General features: G+C 73.3%; 24 protein-coding genes and 1 tRNA gene. 11 read left to right on the forward strand and 14 right to left on the reverse strand.

All coding sequences use genetic code 11. From position 1 onward, the window contains the following. Positions 1-65 precede the first annotated feature (65 nt). A complete protein-coding gene (locus Voc01_RS29895) occupies positions 66-1,004 on the reverse strand; it encodes a helix-turn-helix transcriptional regulator (RefSeq protein ID WP_203930932.1) in 939 nt (312 codons plus the stop codon). Between the two features lie 49 nt (positions 1,005-1,053). Between Voc01_RS29895 and Voc01_RS29900 the strand changes: the two genes are divergently transcribed. Continuing rightward, positions 1,054-1,449: a RidA family protein gene (locus tag Voc01_RS29900; protein ID WP_203930933.1), complete on the forward strand. Its 396-nt coding sequence runs from the start codon at positions 1,054-1,056 to the stop codon at positions 1,447-1,449. Beyond that, positions 1,446-1,862 (forward strand): SRPBCC family protein, encoded by a 417-nt coding sequence (locus Voc01_RS29905; protein ID WP_203930934.1) that lies wholly within the window; start codon positions 1,446-1,448, stop codon positions 1,860-1,862. Before Voc01_RS29900 ends, Voc01_RS29905 begins: the two co-directional genes overlap by 4 nt. Positions 1,863-1,881: 19 nt before the next feature. On the opposite strand, the gene Voc01_RS29910 is transcribed toward Voc01_RS29905, so the two are convergent. After that, positions 1,882-2,577 carry a class I SAM-dependent methyltransferase gene (locus tag Voc01_RS29910; protein WP_239160573.1) on the reverse strand — a complete coding sequence of 232 codons (696 nt, stop codon included), beginning with the start codon at positions 2,575-2,577 and terminating at the stop codon, positions 1,882-1,884. A gap of 161 nt (positions 2,578-2,738) precedes the next feature. Here Voc01_RS29910 and Voc01_RS29915 point away from each other — a divergent pair, with 161 nt between their 5' ends. Next, positions 2,739-3,563, forward strand: coding sequence for a polysaccharide deacetylase family protein (locus Voc01_RS29915; RefSeq protein ID WP_203930935.1), 825 nt, complete (start codon positions 2,739-2,741; stop codon positions 3,561-3,563). Here Voc01_RS29915 and Voc01_RS29920 read toward each other — a convergent pair. Continuing rightward, complete coding sequence (locus Voc01_RS29920) at positions 3,542-4,312, reverse strand: VOC family protein (RefSeq protein ID WP_203930936.1); 771 nt, start codon at positions 4,310-4,312, stop codon at positions 3,542-3,544. The genes Voc01_RS29915 and Voc01_RS29920 overlap by 22 nt on opposite strands. 39 nt (positions 4,313-4,351) lie before the next feature. Here Voc01_RS29920 and Voc01_RS29925 point away from each other — a divergent pair. Then, a tRNA-Met gene (locus Voc01_RS29925) sits at positions 4,352-4,427 on the forward strand. A gap of 14 nt (positions 4,428-4,441) precedes the next feature. Beyond that, positions 4,442-5,395: an ankyrin repeat domain-containing protein gene (locus Voc01_RS29930; protein WP_203930937.1), complete on the forward strand. Its 954-nt coding sequence runs from the start codon at positions 4,442-4,444 to the stop codon at positions 5,393-5,395. Here the strand turns inward: Voc01_RS29930 and Voc01_RS29935 are convergent. Beyond that, positions 5,279-6,004, reverse strand: coding sequence for a helix-turn-helix domain-containing protein (locus Voc01_RS29935; protein ID WP_203930938.1), 726 nt, complete (start codon positions 6,002-6,004; stop codon positions 5,279-5,281). The genes Voc01_RS29930 and Voc01_RS29935 overlap by 117 nt on opposite strands. Before the next feature lie 151 nt (positions 6,005-6,155). Here Voc01_RS29935 and ligA point away from each other — a divergent pair, with 151 nt between their 5' ends. Then, positions 6,156-8,312, forward strand: coding sequence for an NAD-dependent DNA ligase LigA (gene ligA, locus Voc01_RS29940; RefSeq protein WP_203930939.1), 2,157 nt, complete (start codon positions 6,156-6,158; stop codon positions 8,310-8,312). Between the two features lie 110 nt (positions 8,313-8,422). Here the strand turns inward: ligA and Voc01_RS29945 are convergent, their stop codons facing one another. Continuing rightward, positions 8,423-8,653, reverse strand: a complete 231-nt coding sequence (locus Voc01_RS29945) for a TM2 domain-containing protein (protein WP_203930940.1) — start codon at positions 8,651-8,653, stop codon at positions 8,423-8,425. Positions 8,654-8,911: 258 nt separating this feature from the next. Between Voc01_RS29945 and Voc01_RS29950 the strand changes: the two genes are divergently transcribed. Then, entirely contained in the window at positions 8,912-12,565 is a 3,654-nt protein-coding gene (locus tag Voc01_RS29950; protein WP_203930941.1) for a DUF4082 domain-containing protein, read from the forward strand. On the opposite strand, the gene Voc01_RS29955 is transcribed toward Voc01_RS29950, so the two are convergent. The 5 genes from Voc01_RS29955 to Voc01_RS29975 all read right to left on the reverse strand — a co-directional run bounded on the left by Voc01_RS29955 (position 12,532) and on the right by Voc01_RS29975 (position 15,793). Further along, positions 12,532-12,690 (reverse strand): hypothetical protein, encoded by a 159-nt coding sequence (locus tag Voc01_RS29955; protein ID WP_203930942.1) that lies wholly within the window; start codon positions 12,688-12,690, stop codon positions 12,532-12,534. The two genes, Voc01_RS29950 and Voc01_RS29955, sit on opposite strands and share 34 nt — an antisense overlap. 94 nt (positions 12,691-12,784) lie before the next feature. Continuing rightward, positions 12,785-13,720 (reverse strand): cation diffusion facilitator family transporter, encoded by a 936-nt coding sequence (locus tag Voc01_RS29960; protein WP_239160574.1) that lies wholly within the window; start codon positions 13,718-13,720, stop codon positions 12,785-12,787. Positions 13,721-13,816: 96 nt separating this feature from the next. After that, positions 13,817-14,362 carry a DUF3307 domain-containing protein gene (locus Voc01_RS29965; protein WP_203930943.1) on the reverse strand — a complete coding sequence of 182 codons (546 nt, stop codon included), beginning with the start codon at positions 14,360-14,362 and terminating at the stop codon, positions 13,817-13,819. 165 nt (positions 14,363-14,527) lie between these two features. Beyond that, positions 14,528-14,893 carry a thioredoxin family protein gene (locus tag Voc01_RS29970; RefSeq protein ID WP_203930944.1) on the reverse strand — a complete coding sequence of 122 codons (366 nt, stop codon included), beginning with the start codon at positions 14,891-14,893 and terminating at the stop codon, positions 14,528-14,530. A gap of 36 nt (positions 14,894-14,929) precedes the next feature. Beyond that, positions 14,930-15,793: an alpha/beta fold hydrolase gene (locus tag Voc01_RS29975; RefSeq protein ID WP_203930945.1), complete on the reverse strand. Its 864-nt coding sequence runs from the start codon at positions 15,791-15,793 to the stop codon at positions 14,930-14,932. A 76-nt stretch (positions 15,794-15,869) separates the two neighbouring features. Here Voc01_RS29975 and Voc01_RS29980 point away from each other — a divergent pair, with 76 nt between their 5' ends. Then, positions 15,870-16,562, forward strand: coding sequence for a winged helix-turn-helix transcriptional regulator (locus Voc01_RS29980; protein WP_203930946.1), 693 nt, complete (start codon positions 15,870-15,872; stop codon positions 16,560-16,562). Here the strand turns inward: Voc01_RS29980 and Voc01_RS29985 are convergent. Both Voc01_RS29985 and Voc01_RS29990 read right to left on the reverse strand, forming a co-directional pair. After that, entirely contained in the window at positions 16,528-17,100 is a 573-nt protein-coding gene (locus Voc01_RS29985; RefSeq protein ID WP_203930947.1) for an alpha-ketoglutarate-dependent dioxygenase AlkB, read from the reverse strand. The two genes, Voc01_RS29980 and Voc01_RS29985, sit on opposite strands and share 35 nt — an antisense overlap. Then, on the reverse strand, positions 17,097-17,717 hold the full coding sequence (locus Voc01_RS29990) for a dihydrofolate reductase family protein (protein WP_203930948.1): 621 nt from the start codon (positions 17,715-17,717) through the stop codon (positions 17,097-17,099). Before Voc01_RS29990 ends, Voc01_RS29985 begins: the two co-directional genes overlap by 4 nt. 36 nt (positions 17,718-17,753) lie before the next feature. Between Voc01_RS29990 and Voc01_RS29995 the strand changes: the two genes are divergently transcribed. Then, positions 17,754-18,653, forward strand: coding sequence for a sigma-70 family RNA polymerase sigma factor (locus Voc01_RS29995; RefSeq protein ID WP_203930949.1), 900 nt, complete (start codon positions 17,754-17,756; stop codon positions 18,651-18,653). Here Voc01_RS29995 and Voc01_RS30000 read toward each other — a convergent pair. Then, entirely contained in the window at positions 18,646-19,647 is a 1,002-nt protein-coding gene (locus Voc01_RS30000; RefSeq protein WP_203930950.1) for an NAD(P)H-dependent flavin oxidoreductase, read from the reverse strand. The genes Voc01_RS29995 and Voc01_RS30000 overlap by 8 nt on opposite strands. A 96-nt stretch (positions 19,648-19,743) precedes the next feature. Here Voc01_RS30000 and Voc01_RS30005 point away from each other — a divergent pair, with 96 nt between their 5' ends. Then, on the forward strand, positions 19,744-20,655 hold the full coding sequence (locus tag Voc01_RS30005) for a helix-turn-helix domain-containing protein (RefSeq protein ID WP_203930951.1): 912 nt from the start codon (positions 19,744-19,746) through the stop codon (positions 20,653-20,655). Here the strand turns inward: Voc01_RS30005 and Voc01_RS30010 are convergent. Further along, a complete protein-coding gene (locus Voc01_RS30010) occupies positions 20,642-21,307 on the reverse strand; it encodes a helix-turn-helix transcriptional regulator (protein WP_203930952.1) in 666 nt (221 codons plus the stop codon). The genes Voc01_RS30005 and Voc01_RS30010 overlap by 14 nt on opposite strands. A gap of 93 nt (positions 21,308-21,400) precedes the next feature. On the opposite strand from Voc01_RS30010, the gene Voc01_RS30015 reads away from it, so the two are divergent. After that, entirely contained in the window at positions 21,401-21,811 is a 411-nt protein-coding gene (locus Voc01_RS30015) for a hypothetical protein (RefSeq protein WP_203930953.1), read from the forward strand. Positions 21,812-21,924: the final 113 nt, after the last annotated feature.

Below are 21,924 nucleotides of genomic sequence, written 5' to 3' on the forward strand. Positions count from 1 at the left end.
TGGTTAGCTACAGGTGTAACTAACCATGCAACCAAACGCTGCGGCTGTCAAGCCGGCGGATGGGGTCAGTAGCGGTCGGCGAGCCAGGCGCCGAGCCCGCCCAGGTGGGTGGCCAGGGACTCGGGCTCGATCACGTCGAAGTCGAGGTTCAGGTAGGTCAGCCAGCGCGCGGCCCAGTCGAGGTCGTCGGTGCCGAACCTCAGCTCGCACGTGTCGCCGTCGTCCACGACGGTGGCGGTGGTCGGGTCGACCAGGTCGCGGACCAGGTCGGCGGAGGTGTGGACCCGGACGCGCACCCGGTGGCGCCACGGGCCGTGGGCCAGCTTCTCCGCCACGAACGCGACCGCGTCGGGTGGCGGGTCGGGCACGTCCAGCCGGACGCCCAGGGGCTGCGCCGACTCGACCCGGTCGACCCCGTACGCCAGCCACCGGTCGGCGCCGCGGGGGCACGCGACCAGGTACCAGCGCCGCCGCACCGCCACCACCCGGTGCGGCTGCACCTCGACCGGCTTCAGGGCACCGGTCCCGTTGCGGCGGTGCCGGATCCGCACCGCCTCGCCGGCCCGGCACGCGAGGGCCAGGGCGACCAGCACGTCGCGGCCGGCCCGCCGCGGGTGGGCGTCCGGTAGCGACTGGACCTCGCCGAGCGCGCTCAGGCGGGTCCGCCATTTCGCCGGCACGACGCGGGTGAGCTTCGCGAACGCGGTGACCGCCGCGGCCTCCAGACCGTCGACCGCGACCGCCGTACGCAGCCCGACCGCGACGGCGGCCACCTCGTCGGCGTCGAGGAGCAGCGGCGGCATCTCGCGGCCGGGCCCGAGCCGGTAGCCGCCGGCGCGGCCGGCTTCGCCCTCGATGTGGTAGCCGAGGTCGCGCAGCTGGGCGATGTCACGGCGGGTGGTCCGCTCGGTGACGCCGAGGCGCTCGGACAGGGAGACCGCGGAGATGCCCGGGTGCGCCTGCAGGAGCGCGAGGACCTCGAGCCGGCGGGAAACGGCGCTCATCCCCATACCCTGACAGAAACTGTCCGGGTTGGCTGCCACGCTCGGCGGTATGAAGACACTGCTGCGTCCCGAAGGACTCGTCCAGTCGCCCGCGTTCACCCACGTCGCGATCGTGCCGCCGGGTATGACCACGGTGTACGTGGGCGGCCAGAACTCCGTCACCGCCGACGGCACGCTGGTCGGCGAGGGCGACATCGCCGCGCAGACCCGGAAGACGATGGAGAACGTGCGCACCGCGCTGGCGGCCGCCGGTGCCACCGTCCATGATCTGGTGGTGGTGAACGTGCTGATGGTCGACGGCGAGGACATCGCCGCGGCCTACCCGGTCGCGGCCGAGGGCCTGGAGGGCGCGGCGCCGCTGGTCGCGGCCGCGTTCGTGGCGCGGTTGGGCGTGCCGGGTGCGCTCGTCGAGGTCAGTGCCGTCGCGGCGGTGCCGGCGTCATGAGACCGGCGGAGGTGGGACGGACGAAGGACGCCGGCTGGCAGATCGGTGTCTCGAAGACGCTCGACCACTCCGTCGAGGAGGTGTGGGACTTCCTCACCTCCTCCGCCGGCACGGCGATCTGGCTGGGCGAGGGCGTCACGGTGTCGCCCGAGCCCGGCGAGGGCTACGAGACCACGGCGGGCGTGCGTGGCGAGACCCGCAGCTTCACGCGGCACCGCCGGATCCGGCTCACCTGGCGGCCGCCGGACTGGCGGCACGACACGACGCTGCAGCTGAGCGTCACGCCGGCCGGCGAGGGTCGGGCGCGGCTGGGCGTGCACCAGGAGCGCCTGGCCGACGCGGCGGAACGGGAACTGCAGCGCAAGCACTGGCAGGGCGTGGTGAACGCGATCGTCGACGCCCTGGCCCGGTAGCGCCCGGTCAGGACGCGGGCTAGCCCAGCAGCCGGAGCACGTTCATCGTGGTCAGCTGGGCGTCGGCGAAGGCGTCGGCCCGGGGCAGCGGGTAGGTCTCGAGCGTCTGGAACCGGCCCTCGGGTACGTGACCCCGGCCGGGGTCGCCGACCAGCACGACGGCGCCCCGCGCGGCCATGCGGTCCAGGAACGCCAGCATGCGCCCGGCCAGCGCGTCGTCGTAGAACACGTCACCGGCGAGCACGACCTGCGCGTCGGCGCCGCACCCGTCGTCTCCGTCGAGGAGGTCGGCGTGGCACTCGGTGACCGCCACGTCGTTGGCCTTCGCGTTGAGCGTGATCGCCGCGATCGCGTACGGGTCGACGTCGTTGGCGACGACCTTCGTGGCTCCGGCCAGCCCGGCCGCGATGGCCACCAGGCCCGACCCGGCGGCCAGGTCGAGCACCCGCCGGCCGGCGACGGTCTCCGGGTGGTCGAGCACGTACCGGGCGACGGCGCGGCCGCCGGCCCACGCGGAGGCCCAGTAGGGCGGCGCGAGCCGCGCGTCGGCCCGGGCCTCCATCCTGGCCCACCACACGGTGGGGTCCTCGGCGAGGTGCAGCCGCACCTCCGGCACGAACGGAACCTCGACGAGGTGCAGCCGGTCGAGGCCGGAGCCCCGGGTGGCCACCTCCCGCTCGAGATCGAGATATGCCTGCGCCGCATGGGTCGTCACTGATCAATTGTGACGGACGCGCTCCGTGAGCGCGGGGTGGACACCCGGTTTACCCCGGGATCACCTGATGGCGGGGGAGATGAGCAAACGCCTGATTCGACGGGTCGGCACCGGTACGGTCCCGGGCAACCGATCTGCCGGTCCGGCCCGTCGAGGAGCATATGGAGAACGCGCCGGCCCGTATCACCGGCCTGCTGCTCGCCCTCGTGCTGCTCGCCACGCTCGGACCGGCCACGGCCCGGCAGACGGTGCGGGTCATCGGCCGCCTCGCGCTCGAACCGCCCGCGGCGGCCGTGCGTCCGCCGGACCCGGCCGGGCCGGCGCATCCGGGGGTGCCCGCCGAGGTGATGAGCCGGGTGCCGCGGTTCGACCCGCCGCCGGCGGCCGTCCCGGTGCCGCTCGCCGCCGGTCCGCGCGCGGCGTGGCTGGCCCGGGTCCCGACCGACCAGCCGGTGGCGTTCATCACCATCGACGACGGGTGGGTGCGGCTGCCCGAGGCGGTCGCGCTGGTGAAGGCCGCCGGGGTCCCGGTGACGCTGTTCCTGACCGTCAACGCCATCCGGGGCGACCCGGCCTACTTCACCGGGTTCCCCGGCGCCGGCATCCAGGCGCACACGGTGAGCCATCCGCGGCTGAAGGGGATGCCGTACGCCTTCCAGCGGCGGGAGGTCTGCGGGTCGGCCGACCAGCTCGGCGCGATCTACGGCCGGCGGCCGACGCTGTTCCGGGCGCCGTTCGGCGAGCACGACGCCACCACGCTGCAGGTCATGCGCGACTGCGGGATGCTCGCCGCCCTGTTCTGGAAGGAGACCGTCAACGACGGCGTGGTCCGGTTCCAGGAGGGTGCGACCGTGCGGCGCGGCGACATCATCCTCATGCACTTCCGGCCGCGGTTCGTCGACGACTTCATCGCGGCCCTGCAGGCGATCAAGGCGGCCGGCCTCACCCCGGCCCTGCTGGAGAACTACCTGCCCGGCGCCGGTTGAGGCAGCCCGCCGGTGCGGGGGTCCCGGGCGGTCAGGCAGTAGAGCCGGCCGGTGGGGTCGGCCATCGTGGTCCACATCGGGAACGTCGCGACGGTCCGCGCGCCCGCCGCCGTGTGCGCGGCCGCGAGGCGCTCGCGGTCGTCGCTGGAGAAGTCGACGTGACCGGTGACGCGCGCGCCGTCGCTGTCCAGCCGTTGGAACAGGATGCGGACCGGCATGCCGGCGGGGCGGACGAGGAACCCGAACTCCGGGCGCGACCCGGTGCGCGCCTCCCAGCCGGTGACCGCCGCCCAGAACGCGCGCTCGGCGTCGAGCAGGTGCGGCGGCACGTCGAGGCACAGCTGGTCGAGCCGGCTCTGTCCCGCGCCGTCGAGGTCCGGCGGCTCGGGGACCGTGGCCTCGCCGGTCCAGGGCACGAAGCAGAACGGGAACCCGCCGGGGCTGTCGAGGACGATCACCTCGCCGGCCTCGCGGAACCGCTCCCGCGCGCCGAGGTCCACCGCGCGGGCGGCGGCATTGTCGAGCGCGTCCGGGTCGACGTGCAGGTCGAGGTGGCAGCCGCCGGCCTCCGACCGCACCCGCTGGACGCGGAGGTACGCGTCTCCGTGCGGCGGCAGCAGCGTGGCGAACTCGCCGTCGGGCCCGCGGCGGGTGGACAGCGCGGTGCCGGTGACGCGGGCCCAGAACGGCTCGGCGGTGTCCGGGTCGTGCGCGAGGTCGAGGAACACCGTGAGCCACCGGATCTTCATGCCGTGAACCTATCCCGGCTCCGGTTAGCATGTCCCGCGGCGGGCGTAGCGCAGAGGTCGTCGCGCCGGGACTCATCTTCCCGGAGGACGCCGGTTCGAATCCGGCCGTCCCGCCCGGTAGGGGGTCCGATGCGGCGGTACGACCTGGGTGTCGACGTGGTGCACGCGGCCACCGTGCGGCGGTACGCGGGCGACTGGCGCGGCGCGTGCCGCGTCACCCGCGTCGACCTCGACCTCACTCTCGAACGGCTCGACGGCGTGCCGGCGTTCGAGGACGACATGCGCCACCTGGCGCCGGAGGTGCTGCGGTGGCACCTGCTCCGCGGCGACCTGGAGCCGCTGGTGCACCGGCAGCTGGAGCTGGCCCGGTACGGGAAGCTCTCCCTGGTGGTGCGGGCGCCGCGCCAGTCCGGTGCGCCGGTGCCGCTCGTGCTGCTGGTCGTCGACGGGTCCGTCTACCACCCGCCGCGCCTGCCCCGCTGCGTGTGGGACGTGCGGCACCTCGACGGCCTCCGCGACGCGGCCCCTCCCTACACCTGGTACCTCGACCCGCTGAACACCGGCGACCTGGCCCCGTCGGCACTGCCGCCCCTGGTACGCACGGCGGTGTTCTCCGACCGGCCGCGCGGGCCGTACCTCCCCGCCCCCGGGGTGAGCGTGCCGGAGCGGTTCCACGTGCAGTGCCACCGCGCCCGGCACTACGTCGGCTGGCGCGACGGCGAGCTCCGGCTGCTGTCGCACGGCGACGCCGACCGGGAACGCGTGCTCCACGCGCTCGGTGCGCGCCGGTTCGGCTGCTTCGAGGTCGAGCACGCCTGGGAGCGGCGCGCCGGCCGGCTGCCGCGCAGGATGCGCGCTGTCGCGCGTCACCTCTACCTGGCGACGGCCTACGGTGACGCCGCCGAGGTGGCCCGGCTGCTCGACGCGGGCGTCGACCCGCGCGGCGTGCGCGGGCCGCAGGGTCAGTCACTGCTGCATGTCGCGGACGGCCTCGACCCGGCGGTGGTGCGGCGGCTGCTCGACGCCGGCCTCGACCCCGACCTGCGGGACAACGACGGGCGCCGGACCGCGCTGCGGCGCTAGCGGTGGTGCGGCCCCGACGGACGCCGGCCCACTCTGCGACGCCGGACCGTTCTGCGACGCCGGCGGGGGCCCGGCCCCGACGGACGCCGCGGGTGCCGCGGCGTCCGCCCCCGTTGCGGGGCCGGCCCCCACGCCCGGATCCGCCGGGATGTCCTGGGCGTGCGCGCCCAACGCGTCGAGCACCGCGCGCAGCAGGTCGGCCGGACGGCGGGCGGTATGTGGCGGGGTGAAGCCCCGGACGGTCACGCAGAACTCGTTGTCGGACGCGTCGGCCGACGACTCCTGCGTCCACCGCACGGACAGGCCGCCGCCGGGCGTGCTGACCACGCCCTCGGTGACCACGAACCGCGGGCGGCCCGGCGCGGTGCCGGTCTCGAACTCGCGCTCACCGAGGTAGGTGGCGACGGCGGCCGACTCGAACCGCTCCCGGTCGGCGCCGTTGAGCGCCAGCCCGTCGGCGAGCCGCTGCACCGTGCCCGGGCGGGGCGTGCGGACGCTGCCGCCCTCCAGGTTGCGGATGCTGCGGGCGGTGAGCCCGGCCCGCCGGGCGAGGTCCTCCTGGGACATCGCACGGCGGCGCCGATGGCTGTACAGCAACTGGGAAAACATGCGGACACCCCCCGGGACCGATGTTCAGATGCAACTCTGTCGATCCAAGCGGACGGTGCCTGCGGAGACCTTGCAGAATCCTGAACGGCCCCTGTTTGTGTCGTACCGGCTCTCTAGGATCGGTGCTGTCATGAAGGCGTTGGGGGGATACATGTCTGTTCCGTCGGTCGATCCGGTAGTCGACGCGAGGCACGCCGAGCCGTACCCGAGCGAGGCCGAGTACGGCGCGGCCGTCGTCGCGATCCGGGGCGCCGCCGAGGCGTACTATGCCGGCACCGACCTGGTGATCGACGACGCCGAGTACGACGCGCTCGTCGCGCGGGTCGCCGCCACCGAGGCCGCGCGGCCGGAGTGGACGGTCGAGGCGTCGCCGACGGTCACGGTGGCCGCCGGCGCGGCCGGTGGCGACGTGCCGCACAGCACGCCGATGCTCAGCCTCGACAACGTGTTCGACGACGACGGGCTGCGCGCCTGGGCGGTCCGGCTGGAGAAGCTGGTGGGGGGAGCCACCGGCGGGTACACGGTCGAGCCGAAGATCGACGGGATGGCGGTCTCCGCCCGGTACGTCGACGGGCGGCTCGACCGGCTCGTCACCCGCGGCGACGGCCTGGCCGGCGAGGACGTCACGCCGCAGGCGCGGCTGGTCGCCGGTCTGCCGGCCACGCTGGCCGAGCCGGTCACCGTCGAGGTGCGCGGCGAGGTGTTCATGACCGAGGCCAACTTCAAGCGGGCGAACGAGCTGCGCACCGGGCACGGCGAGCCGCCGTTCGCCAACCCGCGCAGCGGTGCCGCCGGCACGCTCCGGGCGCAGGACCGCAAGTACGAGGCGCCGTTGAGCTTCTTCGCCTACAGCGTCCAGGATCTGCCGGCCGCCGAGAACGGCGGAAACGGTGGATCTGTCGCCGAGAGAGGCGACACGCACAGCGGCGCGATGGCCCGGGTCACGGCGCTGGGACTGGCGACGACCGGCGGGTCGACCGCCGGCATGGCCCGCTGCGCGACGATCGACGAGGTGGTCGAGGCGGTGCGCTCGCTCGGTGCCCGCCGGGGCGAGCTGGGGTTCGCCGTCGACGGCGCGGTGGTCAAGGCCGACCGGGCCGACGACCGCAACCGGGCGGGCTCGTCGAGCCGGGCTCCCCGGTGGGCGATCGCGTTCAAGTTCCCGGCCGACACCCGCACCACGGTCCTGCTGGGCATCGAGGTGCAGGTCGGGCGCACCGGGGTCATCACTCCGGTCGCGGTGCTGGCGCCGGTGCAGGTCGGCGGCGTCGTGGTCACCTCGGCGACGCTGCACAACTTCGACGACCTGGTGCGCCGCGACGTGCGGGTCGGCGACACGGTGTTCGTGCGGCGGGCCGGCGACGTCATTCCCGAGATCACCGGTGCGCAGCACGACCTGCGTCCCGGCGACGCGGTCGCGTTCGAGCCACCCGACGTGTGCCCGCGCTGCGGCGGCGACATCGACCGGTCCCAGAAGCGCTGGCGCTGCGTGCGCGGCCGGGCCTGCGGCGCGGCCGAGGCGCTGCAGTACTTCGCCGCCCGCGACAGCATGGACATCGAGGGGCTCGGCGACACCATCATCCGCAACCTGGTCGCCCGCGCCCTCGTCGTCGACCCGGCCGACCTGTACGACCTCGACGTCGAGACGCTGTCGCAGCTCGACCGGCTCGGTCGCACGTCGGCCACCAAGCTCGTCGACAACATCCGCGCCAGCAAGGAGAAGCCGCTGTCCCGCGTGCTCACCGGCCTCGGCGTGCGGATGACCGGCCGGTCGATGTCCCGCCGTCTGGCCAGGCACTTCGCCACGATGCGGAACCTGCTCGACGCCGACGTCGAGGCGCTGCAACGGGTCGAGGGCGTCGGACCGGAACGCGCCACGGTCATCGCCGCCGAGCTGGTCGACCTCGCGCCGGTCATCGCGAAGCTCACCGAGCGCGGCGTGAACATGGTCGAGCCGGGTGCCACTCCCCCGTCAGCATCCCCGTCGGCGTCCCCCGCGGAGCCGGCCGCCGGCGGGGCGCTCCCCCTGCAGCGGGCCGACGGTACGCCGATGACCGTGGTCGTCACCGGTTCGGTGCCGGGCCTGACCCGCAACGAGGGCAACGAGGCCGTCGAGGAGCTGGGCGGAAAGTCGTCCGGTTCGGTGTCGAAGAAGACCGACCTCGTCGTCGTCGGCGACGGCGCCGGGTCCAAGGCCGCCAAGGCGGAGGAACTCGGCGTGCGCATCCTGCCGTCGGAGGAGTTCGCGAAGCTGCTCGCCGCCCACCGGGCCGGCGACACCGAGGCGGTCACCGCGATCCTCGGCTGAGGCCGGGCTGCGCTGAGGCGGGGCTGCGCTGAGGCCGGGCTCGGGGCTGGCGTGCCGCTGCCGCGAACCTGTGGGGTCCGCGGCAGCGGGTTCGCGTCGGCGTCGACGCGTCAGCGGGCCAGGGCGTGGCCGTCCTTGTCGGAGAACTTGCCGATCAGGATCATGATCAGGTCGATGAGGACCCAGATGCCGAAAAAGCCGCCGATGGTCAGGATCTGCACGATGGCGGTGCCGACCTTGCCGACGTAGAAGCGGTGCGCGCCGAGCATGCCGACGAACAGGCAGAGCAGCAGCGCGACGATCCAGGACTTCTGGCCGGTCTGGGTGGCGGTCGTGGTCATGATGGTCCCCTTTGGACAATGCGGTTTCGTTTGTGTGCAGGCGTTTCCCGCCGGCTGACGCGAATGCGACAGCACCGATCGGCAAACCGGCGCAGGTTATGAACAACCACCACACGATCGCCACACGGTTCAGCCGACCGGACGAGTTGCCGACACTCCGCCGGTCGCTACTATCCCGCGGTGGTTCCGTTAATCGGCGGTGGTTCGTCCCGTCGCGGCCGGCACGCATCGATACCGACGTTCACGACGAAGAGCCTGTTGACCAGGCGCCGCCTTGTCGCGGCCACGTCGGTCCTCTGGTTGCTGGCCGCCGGGATCGTGGCCGGGCAGCCCGCCTCGGCCGAGGAGTTCTGCCCGCACAACGCGATCGTCTGCGAGAACCAGAACAACGCGGGCGTCGACGACACCGAGTGGGACGACATCCACGGCGCCGGCGACTCCGACATCCAGGGGTTCACGACCGACATCAGCGTCAACCGGGGCGGCACCGTCGAGTTCAAGGTGTCGACGGTCGCCACGGCGTACCGCGTCGACATCTACCGCATCGGCTGGTACGGCGGGAAGGGCGCGCGCAAGGTGCACACGCTCGAACCCGATCCGGCGCTCGCGCAGGACCAGGACGACTGCGTCACCGACCCCGACACCGAGATCTACGACTGCGGCACCTGGCGCGTCTCCGCGACCTGGTCGGTACCGGCGACCGCCGTGTCCGGGGTGTACGTGGCGAAACTGGTACGCACCGACGGCGAGTCCGGCACCAGCCACATGATCTTCGTCGTGCGCGACGACACGAGCACGTCGGACCTGTTCTTCCAGACGTCCGACGCGACGTGGCAGGCGTACAACGACTTCGGCGGCTCCAACTTCTACTGGGGCGGGCCGCAGGGCCGGGCGCTGAAGGTGAGCTACAACCGGCCGTTCGCCACCCGGCGGGTCGAGAACGGCCGCGACTGGTTCTTCAGCAACGAGTACCCGATGATCCGGTTCCTCGAGCGCAACGGCTACGACATCAGCTACACCACCGACGTCGACTCCGACCGGCGCGGCAACCTCATCCGCAACCACCGGACCTTCCTCTCGGTGGGGCACGACGAGTACTGGTCGGCGCAGCAGCGGTCGCACGTGGAGGCCGCCCGCGACGCGGGCGTCAACCTGGCGTTCTTCACCGGCAACGAGGTGTACTGGAAGACCAGGTGGGAGTCCAGTGTGGACGGTGCGGGCACGCCGTACCGCACGCTGGTCTGCTACAAGGAGACCTGGGCCGACCGCAAGCTCGACGAGAGCACCACCGAGTGGACCGGCACCTGGCGCGACCCGCGATTCAGCCCGCCCTCCGACGGCGGCCGGCCGGAGAATGCGCTGGTCGGCAACCTCTACATGTCCAACAACACCGACCTCGCGATCCAGGTGCCGGCCCAGCAGGGCCGCAACCGGTTCTGGCGCAACACGTCCGTCGCCGCACAGAACGATGGCGACACCGCGACGCTCGCGCCGCACACCGTCGGGTACGAGTCCAACGAGGACCACGACAACGGCTTCCGGCCACCGGGGCTGTTCCGGCTGTCGACCACCACCGGTCCGACCCCGGAGTACCTGCAGGACTTCGGCCGGTTCACCGACACCGGCACCACCACCCACCATGTCACGATGTACCGGGCCACGAGCGGTGCCCTGGTGTTCGGCGCCGGCACGATCCAGTGGGCGTGGGGACTCGACGACATCCACGACGGCATCCGGTCGGCGCCCGACGAGGCGATGCAGCAGGCGACCGTGAACCTGCTCGCCGACATGGGCGCGCAGCCGACCACGTTGATGTCCGGCCTCGACCCGGCCACCATGTCGACCGACTTCACCGCGCCGAGCGTCACGGTCACGTCGCCGGCGAACGGGACGTCGGTCGCCAACGGCGCGGCGGTCACGGTCTCCGGAACCGCGGTCGACGCCGGCAGCGGCGAGGTCGCGGGCGTCGAGGTCTCCACCGACGGCGGCACCACGTGGCACCCGGCCACCGGCACGTCGGCGTGGAGCTACACGTTCCACAGCAACGGTCCGGGCAGCCAGGTCGTGAAGGTGCGCGCGGTCGACGACAGCGGGAACCTCGGGCAGACGCCGGCGACGCTCGGCCTCACGCTCACCGGTCCGAGCACGCTGTTCGGGCAGCGGGTGCCGGCTCATCCGGCCACCGACGACTCCGGCGCGGTGACGCTCGGCGTGAAGGTCGTGCCGCAGACCGACGGCACCATCACCGGCGTGCGGTTCTACAAGGGCACCGGCAACGGCGGCACGCACACCGGCCAGGTGTGGTCGGCCGACGGCCAGCTCCTGCGGACCGGCACGTTCACCGACGAGTCCGCGAGCGGGTGGCAGACGCTGCAGTTCAGCCAGCCGCTGCCGGTCACGGCGGGCACCACCTACGTCGCGTCCTACCTCGCGCCGAACGGCCACTACGCCGCCGACGAGCGGTTCTTCAGCAGCCTCGACCACGTCGCGGCGCCGCTGGTCGCCCCGCGCGGGCGCACCTCGGGCGGCAACGGCCTGTTCCGCCCCGGTGCCGGCTTCCCCGTCGAGGCCTCGTCCCGGGACGTCAACTACTACGTCGACGTGATGTTCGTCGACGGTGGCGCGGCGCCGTCGGTGCTGACCACCTCGCCGGTGGCCGGCGCCACCGGCGTCGCGGTCGATGCCCGTCCCGGTGCGCTCTTCTCGCGACCGGTCGCGGCCGCGAGCGTCCAGTTCACGGTGACCGACGGGAGCGGCGCTCCGGTGAGCGGCGCCACCGGGTACGACGCGCCCACCCGCACCGCGACGTTCACCCCGGCGGTGGCCCTGGCGTACGGCGAGCAGTACACCGCGACCGTGACGGCCACCGGCGCCACCGGCACGCCGATGGATGCGCCGGCGACGTGGACGTTCACCACGTCCCAGTACGAACAGGTGTCGACGCTGTTCGGCTCCGGCGACGCGCCGGCGGTGACGTCGTCGGGTGACACCGAGGCGATCACGCTCGGCGTGCGGTTCACCCCGACCGTCGACGGGGAGATCGTCGGCGTGCGCTTCTGGCGCGGCGCCGGCAACACCGGCCCGCACACGGGAACGCTGTACTCGGCCGACGGCGACGAACTGGCGAGGGCGACGTTCCCGGCCGCCAGCGGAACCGGTTGGCAGAGCGTGGAGTTCGGAGGGCCGGTCGAGGTGACCGCGGGCACGACGTACGTGGTCGCCTACTACGCGCCGAACGGCAACTACGCGGTCAGCTCGGGCTTCTTCGGCACCGGCTGGACCAACGGCGACGGCACGCTGACGGCGCCGGCCGGCTCCAACGGCGTCTACCGTTACGGCTCCGACGGGTTCCCCACCGGCACCTACAACTCCACGAACTACTGGGTCGACGCGATGTTCGTGCCCGACGGCCCGCCGCCGGGTCCGCCGACGCCGCCGAGCCCGCCGCCCGGGTCCCAGCTGATCTTCGGGCCGGGCGACACCCCGGCGGCGACCAACTGGGACGACACCGACGCGGTCGAGCTCGGCGTGCGGTTCAGCTCGACCGTGGCCGGCACCGTCGCCGGCGTGCGCTTCCACAAGGGCAGCCAGAACACCGGCAGCCACACGGGATCGCTGTGGTCGCCGACCGGGGAACGCATGGCGACCGGCACCTTCGTCGAGAGCGCCGACGGCTGGCAGACGCTGCTGTTCGCGACGCCGGTGGCGATCGACCCGGGCGTGACGTACACCGTCTCGTACCACACGACGGTCGGGCGGTACTCGCTCACGGCCGGCGGCTTCGCCGAGCCGGTGACCCGCGGTCCGCTCACGGCGACGGGCTCGGTGTACCGCTACGGCTCCGGCGGCGAGGCCCCCACGACGGCGTCAACCGGCAACTACTGGGTCGACGTGGTCCTCCTGGAGACGTGACGGAACACGAGGTACGCGGCGCCGGCGGCGATCAGCCACGGCGCCGCGACGACCACCGGGTCGATGGCCTGGTGCACGACGTCGGTGCGGTGGTGCCGCAGCCGACGGCCCGTAGAACGCGGCACCCACCGCCCAGCAGAGCGCGACGACGGCGGCGCCGCCCACGATTCCGACACCTGCCAGCCGTCCCACCCGGCAACGGTATGCCGCTCGCGCGGGTCAGTGGTGGGTGGCGTACTCGTGGTCGGCGTGGCCGGCGGGCTCCAGCTGGAACGTCGAGTGCTCGACGTCGAAGTGGCCGGCCAGGCAGGCCTGCAGCTCGTCGAGGAGCTGGGGGGCGTGTCCGTCGTGGAAGCAGGAGGCGTCGACCACGACGTGGGCGGTCAGCACCGGTAGGCCCGAGGTGACCGTGTGCACGTGCAGGTCGTGGACGCCCTGCACGTGGTCCAGGCCGGTGATGTGGGCGCGGATCTCGGCCAGGTCGACGCCGGCCGGTGCCGCCTCGAGCAGGATGTGCGCCGCCTCGCGGAGCAGCTTCACCGCGCGCGGGGCGACGATCAGGCCGATGAGCACCGACACGATCGCGTCGGCCCGGGTGAAGCCGGTCAGCGCGATCACCGCGGCCGCCACGAGGACGCCGACCGATGTGAGGGTGTCGGTGGCGACCTCGAGGAACGCGCCGCGCAGGTTGAGGCTGGCCGTCCGGGCCCGGTACAGCAGGGCGACGCCCACCAGGTTGCCGACCAGGCCGACGACGCCGAACACCGCCATCCCGCCGGCCTCGACCTCGGCCGGCTCGACCATCCGCCGCACGCCCTCGACCAGGATGTAGACGCCCATCCCGGCGAGCACCAGCCCGTTGACGGCCGCCGCGAGGATCTCGGCTCGGGCCCAGCCGAACGTGCGGTGTCCCGACGCAGGCCGCGCGGCGAGCAGCGCCGCACCGAGGGCCAGCGCGACCCCGCCGGCGTCGGCGAGCACGTGCCCGGCGTCGGCCAGCAGCGCGAGGCTGCCCGTGACCCACGCGCCGACGACCTCCACGGCGAAGATCACCGCCGACACGCAGACGACGAGCGCCAGCACGCGGCGGTGCCGCCCGGTGGCGGTCACCCCGTGGTCATGCCCGTGACCCATCAGGTCCCCCCAGTAGTGCACACATGCGCATAATACTATGTGTCGCGCGTGCGGCGCCCAGAGGTCGCCTTACTGGAATCAGTCCAGAACCGTCGGTGCGGGCGCCGCGTCCCAGCCTCAACCGTGCGCGGGCGCCGCGGAGCGCGACCACGCCCCCAGCCTCCGCTCGGCCGCCAACGCGGCCGCCACCAGCGCGACCGCCGCGCCCCCGACGGCCAGAACCCCCATGACGCCACCGACAGTGGGGGCGAGGACGCTCGCGACGAGCAGCGCGCCCATGTGCAACGACTGGTCGATCAGGTACGGGCCCTCCCGCCAGCCGTGGCAGCGCTTCGCGCGGATCAGCCGGCGCACGATCCACCGCCGGTCGATGACCGCGTGGGTGCTGGACGACACCAGCAGGGCGGCACCGATCCCGGCGATCCCGAGCGGCGCGACGAAGCAGACCAGCCCGAGGGCGACCGCCTGCGTACCGGTGTAGCTCGCGACGTGACGCAGGCACGCCGACCAGCCGGTCCACGGTGGCACGCCGGCGGCCAGCTCCTCGGCGCTCGGCGCGGCCTTGGTGGTCGCGGCCCAGTCGGACTGCACCACGTGGTCACCGACCTGGTGCGAGGCGTACAGCGCGGCGAACGTGATGGCGGCCGTGGCTGCGGTCGACATTTGTGCTCCTCGGATCGGTGGCCTGAGCGCAGTTGACCACAGATCCTGACGGCAGATGGCATCGTGCGGTGGGAACGTCGGATGGTTGACGTCACCGCATTCCAGGGCTACCTCCGACTTGCGCGGCGGCGGTCGACGTGCCGTCGACCGTCACGACGGCCGCCGCTACCGGACCCGGCGCAGCGCGGCGACGACCTCGTCGACCTGGTCGGGCCGGTGCACGCCCGACTCCTTGTACAGCAGGGACCCGCCGTAGATCGCCGTCAACGTGGGCAGCTGGGAGATCTCCAGGGGGCCGGTGAGCCCCTTTACCGCGTCGACGTCGACCTTGCCGAACACCACGTCGGGGTGGCGCGGCGCGGCCCGCTCGAAGATGGGGTGGAACTGGCGCGACAACGGACACCGGTCGGCCCAGAAGTTGACGACGAGCCGCCCGCCCTGCCCCACCAGCCGATGGAACTCGTCATACGTCAGATCGACCGCGCCGACGGACGACCCCCGGCCGAAAACCCCACCCCGTAGCTCCACCACGGATCGACGGTACCAACTGGAGGCCGCATCCGTGACCTACCGGGACGTGTGCCGCAGGATCGCCTCGACCACGACGTCCCACACCGGTTCCGGCGGGTACTCGTGGCCGACCTTCGGCAGCGGCAGCAGGGTGGCGCCCGGGATCTCGCGGGCCAGCGCCTCACCGTGGGCGAGCGGGAACAGCGGGTCGTCGGTGCCGTGGAGGACCAGCGTCGGCGCGGTGATCCCACCCAGCCGGCCGCGGACCGGTTCGCCGCCCTCGAGGATCCAGTGGTTGGTCTGGCTCGCCGCGATGTCGGTGGTGCGGTCGTAGATCCGGCCGACGAGCGCGCGGACGCGCGGTTCGTCGACGCCGTACCCGCCGGAGAACGGGTGGAAGCTGGCGACGATGTGCTCGACGACCGCGGCCCGGTCGGCCCAGTCGGGTTCGGGTGCGGGGTTGGAGAACGCGGCCGCGACGCGCGGCTCGGGTGCCGGCAGGTCGGGCCGGTCGGGGCCACCCGGTCCGCCGGGTGACGTCGACATGAGCGTCAGCGTGGCGACGAGGTCGGGGTGGTCGACCGCGAGGTGCTGGGACATCCCGGCGCCCATCGACAGGCCCACGAGGTGCACCGGGGCGAGGCCCAGCGCGTCGACCAGCCCGACCACGTCGGCGACGAGGTCGGGGCCGCCGTAGTTCGGCTTCCCGGCCGGCGAGGCGGTGCTGCGCCCCGTGTCACGCAGGTCGTACCGCACGACCCGGCGTCCTCCGGCGGCCAGCCGTTCGCAGAAGGCGTCCTCCCACCAGTCCATGGAGCTGGCCGCGCCGCCGATGAGCAGCACGGCGGGGTCGGTGGGCGCGCCGAACTCCTGCACGCACAGGTCGACCCCGTTCCCGGAAACCATCTTCTCCGGATGCATGGCCAGCCCTTCTATCGATTTGATAGTTCAAGCTATCATCTCGATAGTCGGTTCGGTCAAGTGCTGAGGAGACCCCGTGACGGCGGAGCGGCGGTACGGCGAGGCATGCCCGGTGGCCCACGCGCTGGACGTGATCGGTGACCGGTGGGCGCTGCTCGTGGTCCGGGAGCTGCGGCTCGGGCCGAGGCGGTACAGCGACCTCCAGACGGCCCTGCCCGGCGCGGGCCCCAACGTGCTGACCCGGCGGCTGCGCGACCTGGAGGCCGGCGGCGTGCTGACCCGCCGCACGCTGCCGCCGCCGGCCGCCGCGCAGGTCTACGAGCTGACCCCGTGGGGCGCCGACCTCGAACCGGTGTTCCGCGCGCTGGCGCGCTGGGGCGTCGGGTCGCCGGTCCCCCGCGAGGGCCGCCTCACCGCCGACTCGGTGATGCTCGGGCTGCGCACGTTCTTCGACGCCGACCGGGTGCCGCGGCCGTGGACGGCCCTCTTCGAGTTCCGCCTCGACCGGCACGTGTTCCGCCTGCGCGTGGAGAACGGCCGGCTCACCGAGCTCGCCCGCGGCCCCGCCGACACGCCCGATGTCGTCGTGGCCGGGCCCCAGGCTCAGGTCCAGGCCGTCCTCGACGGCGCTCCGCCATGGGACCGCGTGAGCGTGACCGGCGACCCCGCCCTCCTCGACCGCCTGCTACGCGCGAGCCGCCCGACCTCCTCGGGTGCTCCGGCCCCGGCCGACCTCACTCCCGGCCCTGGAGGACCGTCCGGAACGTGACCGACACCCGCCTTCCCCGCTGGACACGCCCGCCACCCGGAGCCGGGTCGCTCCGGCGCGCCGCGATCGCGTGCCGCCACTCGTAGCGCGACGGCCCGGTCATCACGCTGAGGCTGCCCGGCCCGAGCCGGACACCGACCCGCTGCGCGCCGGTGGGCCCGGTGAAGTCCATGACGCAGGCCGACCCGAGGCTGACCGCCGCCACGGCCGGGCCGAAGCAGGGCACGCAGTCGATGTGCGCGCTGATGCCCTGGCCCGGCTCGTACTCGTTGACGATGACCTGGTCGGCCGGCTCGTCGGTGTGGCCCTCGGCGTGCAGGCGCTCGGCCAACTCGCGTGCCCAGCCGGGCACCGGGGTCGCCTCCCGTCCGCCGGCGACCGAACGGCGGCCGTAGTCGTACCGGTGACCGTAGTGCTGCACCCGCCGGCGCAGCTCGGACGACCACGGCGCGGCGTCGATGGTCGCGAGCAGACCGCGCTGGGCGGCCTCGTCGAGCCAGTCCGGTTGGTAGCGCAGGCCGGGAACCTCCGTCGTCATGGGGCCAACCAATCACACCGGTACGACAGATGTGTCGCCTCCGGCGTCCCGACGGCCTCCTCGATCTCCAGGGCCGGCCCCGGTTCCCCGTCGAACAGGGCGGTGTCGAACAGGGCGGTGCCCGACCCGAGCAGCAGCGGCACGACGTGCAGCCGCAGCCGGTTCACCAGCCCGGCGCGCAACGCCTGTCGGATGACCGACGCGCCGCCCATGATGTGCACGTTCCTGCCGCCCGCGGCCGTGACGGCCGCGCCGATCGCGGCCCGCACCCCGCCGGTGACGAACGTGAACGTGGTGCCGCCCCGGGTCACCGGCTCGTGGGGACGGTGCGTCACCACGAACACCGGCATCCCGAAGAAGCCGTTCTCCGACGCCCATCCGTCGGTGTCGTCGTACACCCGCCGACCGGTGACGACCGCGCCGGAGGCGGCGAACGTCGCCGCGCTGAGCCGTCGTCCCTCGTCGTGACCGAGCCAGGCGTGCAGCCGTTCACCGCCGCGCCCGTAGCCCGGGTGGGTGTCCAGGTCAGGGCCGGTGACGTAGCCGTCGACCGACATCGAGATGTCCGCTTCCACAGTTGCCATACCCGGGTAGACGCGGCCGCGGCCGGAACTCACCGGTGATTCTGAAGATCTTCTTCCGTCGTTACCGGTATGAACGTTGGTGTGGACTTCACGGACCTGACCCGCCGGCACCACCGTGAGCTGCACGTCCACTGTTACCGGATGCTCGGCTCCTACGAGGCCGCAGAGGACCACGTGCAGGAGGTGTTCCTGCGGGCCTGGCGTGCCCGCGACTCGTTCGAATCCCGGTCGAGCACGCGCACGTGGCTGTACCGGATCGCCACCAACGCCTGCCTCGACACGCTGCGCCGGTCGACCCCGCGCCCGCAGCCGTACCCGGACCACCTCCTCGACGGGCACCCGGGCCCGGAGGCCGTCGCCGTCGGCCGCGAGACGATCTCGCTGGCGTTCCTCGCCGCGATCCAGCTGCTGCCGCCCCGCCAGCGCGCCGCGCTCATCCTGCGCGACGTGCTCGACTGGTCGGCCCGCGAGGTCGCCGACCTCCTCGACACGACCGTCACCGCCGCCAACAGCGCCCTGCAACGCGCCCGCGGGACGCTCCGCGCCCGCTGGCCGGCGGGCCGCGGCGACTGGGCGCCGGCCGAGGCCCCGGACGCCACCCAACGGAACCTGCTGGAGCGCTACATCGCCGCCCACGAGCGGGCCGACCCGGCAGCGCTGGTGGCCCTGCTACGCGAGGACGTCCGGCTGACCATCGAACCGGAGGTCGGCGAGTGGACCGGCCGCGCGGCGGTCGCCGGCGCCCTCCACGAGGGAATGACCACCCCCGGCGCGTGGCGGATGCTCCCGACGTCGGCGAACCGGCAACCGGCGGTCGCCGGGTACGTCCGCGCCGCCGGCGACACGGTGTTCCGCCCGTTCGTGCTGAGCGTCCTGAGCCCGGGCAGGGACGGCGACCTGGCCGCGATGGACGTGTTCCACGTCCCGGCGCTGTTCCCCGCATTCGGCCTGCCGCCCGGCCTTACCTAGCGAGCAGCTCCGCGGCCCGGGCGGTCATCGTCTCCACCACCGTCGCGGCGGGTTCGATCGTGCCGACGAGGCCGACGCCCTGCCCGGCGAGCAGGGCCATCTCCTCGAGGTCGCCCGTGGTCGCGTCGCGCATCGGGACGAGGTTGGAGAACCGGCGCATCTCGACGTCCACGCCGCCCAGGGTGGTGTGCCCGATCACGGGCTGGTCGGGTCCGATGTCGGCGAGGCGGTCGTGCCACTCGGTCACCACGCGGTTGCGCAGCACCCGGGTCGGGTTGAAGCGGGGGTTCTCCGGGCCGAAGATGCCGGTCAGGGCCGTCGCGGTCGCCGAGGCGGTTACCAGCCGCTCCTTGTAGCCGTCGTGGGCCTGCGACTCGGTGGTGGCGACGAACCGCGTGCCGACCCACGCGCCGTCGGCGCCCAGCATCAGCGCGGCGGCCAGTCCGCGACCGTCGGCGATGCCGCCCGACGCCAGCACCTGCGTCGGCGCCACGGCGTCGACGACCAGCGGCACGAGCACGAACGTCGGCAGGGTCGCGAAGTTGTGGCCGCCCGCCTCCTGTCCCTGCGCCACGATCACGTCGACGCCGTCGTCGGCGGCGCGGCGCGCGTCCACTGTGGACCCCACCTGCTCGAAGACCCGCACACCGGCCGCGTGCAGGCGGTCGATCCACGCCCGGGACGGGTGCCCCCAGTGGAACGAGACCACGGGAACGCCGGCCTCGCAGGCGACCGCGACGTGGTCCACCGTGGCCAGTGGCGTGATCAGGTTGACGTTGAACGGCTTCGCCGTCCGGGCGCGGACGGCCGCGATCAGCGCGGCCAGGGCCGGCGGCGGCATCAGCCCGACGCCCACGGCGCCAAGCCCGCCCGCCTCGCTGACCGCGACGGCGAGATCTGGCGTCATTCCGACGAAGGCCATGCCGGCCTGGGCGACCGGCGTGGTGAGACCGTACGCTTCGGTGAACCGCGTGTGCAGCGTCGTCGATGTCATGGCGGCACGGTGGCAGACCGCGCCGGTGCGGGTGTCGCATCCGGCGCACGGCGCCTCGCACCGCGTGCAACCGTCGGCCACCCGACAGGGGCGACAATGACCCGCACCTGGTCCACAGTGGACACCCAACCGCGGGAACAGTTCGCCTACTGGCGCGAGCTGATCTGCGAGGCCTTCCTCGACCTCAGCCCCGAGTCGCCGCAGCGCGACCGGTTCCGCGGGACGGTCACCCAGTGGCCGTCGGGGATCGCGCGCATCGGGTCGCAGCCGCAGCGGGTGCGGCGCACCGGCCGCGACATCGAGCGGGCGCCGCGCGCCGGCTACTACGCCAACCTGCAGGTGCGCGGCAGCAGCGTGATGCGCCAGGCCGGCCGCACCGCCGTGCTCGCGCCCGGCGACCTCGCCGTGGTCTACACCGACGAGCCGTTCGAGTTCGAGTTCGGCTCCGACTTCACCCAGCTGTCGCTGTTCGTACCCGGCCGGCTGCTGCACACCCGGCGCACCGCCACCCGCGTGGGCACCGCCGTCGGCGTGGGTGCCGCGGTGCGGCACGCGATGACCGCCCTCGCCGGATCGTCGGTGGCTCCCGGGTCCGCCACCCGGCTCGCCGCGCTGACCGCCGGTCTCCTCCAGGTCGCGACCAGCGCTGACGCGGTCACCACCGCCGACACCGCCGCGACCGGCCGCGACCACCGCGCGGCGCTGACCGACATCGCGGAGCATCTCGCCGACGACGACCTGTCGCCGGCCGCGACCGCCCGCCGGTTGGGGATCTCGGTGCGCTCGCTGCACGGGCTGTTCGCCGGCCGCGAACGCTCCTACGCCGGCACCGTCCGCCGGATGCGGCTGGAGCTGGCGCTGCGCACGCTGCGCGACCCCGGGCTGGGCCACCTGCGGGTGGTCGACATCGCCGCCGAGGCGGGGTTCGGCGACGTCGCGAGCTTCCACCGTGCGTTCCGCCGCGAGTTCGGCCGCACGCCGGCGAGCGTCCGCCTCACGCCTCGGTGACCACCACGCAGCAGCGTCCCGGAGCCGGCGCGAGCCGCGCCCGACGACGGTCCACTGTGGACCGCAGCCCGGTGAGCACGCCGTCGATCAGGTCGAGGTTCATGCCGCACACCAGCTCGGTGTGCGTCTGCGCGAGCCCGCCGAACGGGCAGTTGGCCAGCGTGACGCCGGCGTCGTCGGCGCGCGGTTCGTAGCCGTTCTCGGCGAGCACCTCGGCGAGGTCGGTGGCCCGCTCCCCCAACGCCGTGCCGAACGCGCGGGCGGCCGAACCGAGCGCCTCGGTCACCGGGGTCCCGCCGCTCTGTGCCGCCGCGATCGCCTCGACCATGATCCGTGAGGCCAGGTCGTAGCGCCGTTCCGGCAGGCTCACCGCCACGTCGCGCGCCGCCCGCCGGTAGAGCTTGGTGGGACGGCCGGCGCCGGGACCGCCGCGACCCGGTGGCCGCCGGTACTCGACGTCGAGCAGCCCGTCGGACTCCAGCTTGTCCAGGTGGAACTTGGCGACGTGGTGGGCCACGCCGACGCCGGCGGCGGCCTGGTCGCGGCTGACCGCGTCGGGCTGCCCCACGACGAACCGGTACAGCGACCGGCGGACCGGTTCACCGAGCGCGGCCACCCGCGCGACCTGCGTGTCGAAGTCCTCTGGAGTCACGGCACCCCTCCTCTAACAGACAGAGTAGTTGACGAAAGAATCCCACCCTTCTAACGTACAGATTGACTTCTCCTAGAAGGAGGGACAGCTCGAATGACAGCCGTAGACAACCGCGAACGCCTGCGCACCGATCCCGTCTTCCAGGCGTTCTGGCTGCTCCGCATCGGGTTCACGGTGGCGCCGGTGCTGTTCGGTCTCGACAAGTTCTTCAACCTGCTCACCGACTGGCCCGGCTACCTGGCCCCGACCATCGACGACCTCGTTCCCGGCACCGCCCAGCAGGCGATGTACGCCGTCGGGGTCGTCGAGATCGTGGCCGGCATCGTGGTGCTGCTGATGCCCCGCTTCGGCGGCTACCTGGTGGCGGCCTGGCTCGCGGGCATCATCCTCAACCTGCTCCTGATCCCCGACTACTACGACATCGCCCTGCGCGACTTCGGCCTGCTGCTGGCCGCCCTGACCCTCGCGCGCCTGGCCACGGCCGTACCGGCCCGCAGAACCTGATTCCGTGGTGGGGAGGCGGCACGTCGCCGGTGCGGCGGCGGCGTGCCGCCGGTGCGGCGGCGCTCACGGTGCCCCCTCTCCGCCGATCTTGCAGTTGTGGCCTCCATCAAAAC

It is taken from the genome of Virgisporangium ochraceum, from assembly GCF_016863655.1.
In the GTDB taxonomy this organism is placed as follows: Bacteria; Actinomycetota; Actinomycetes; order Mycobacteriales; family Micromonosporaceae; genus Virgisporangium; species Virgisporangium ochraceum.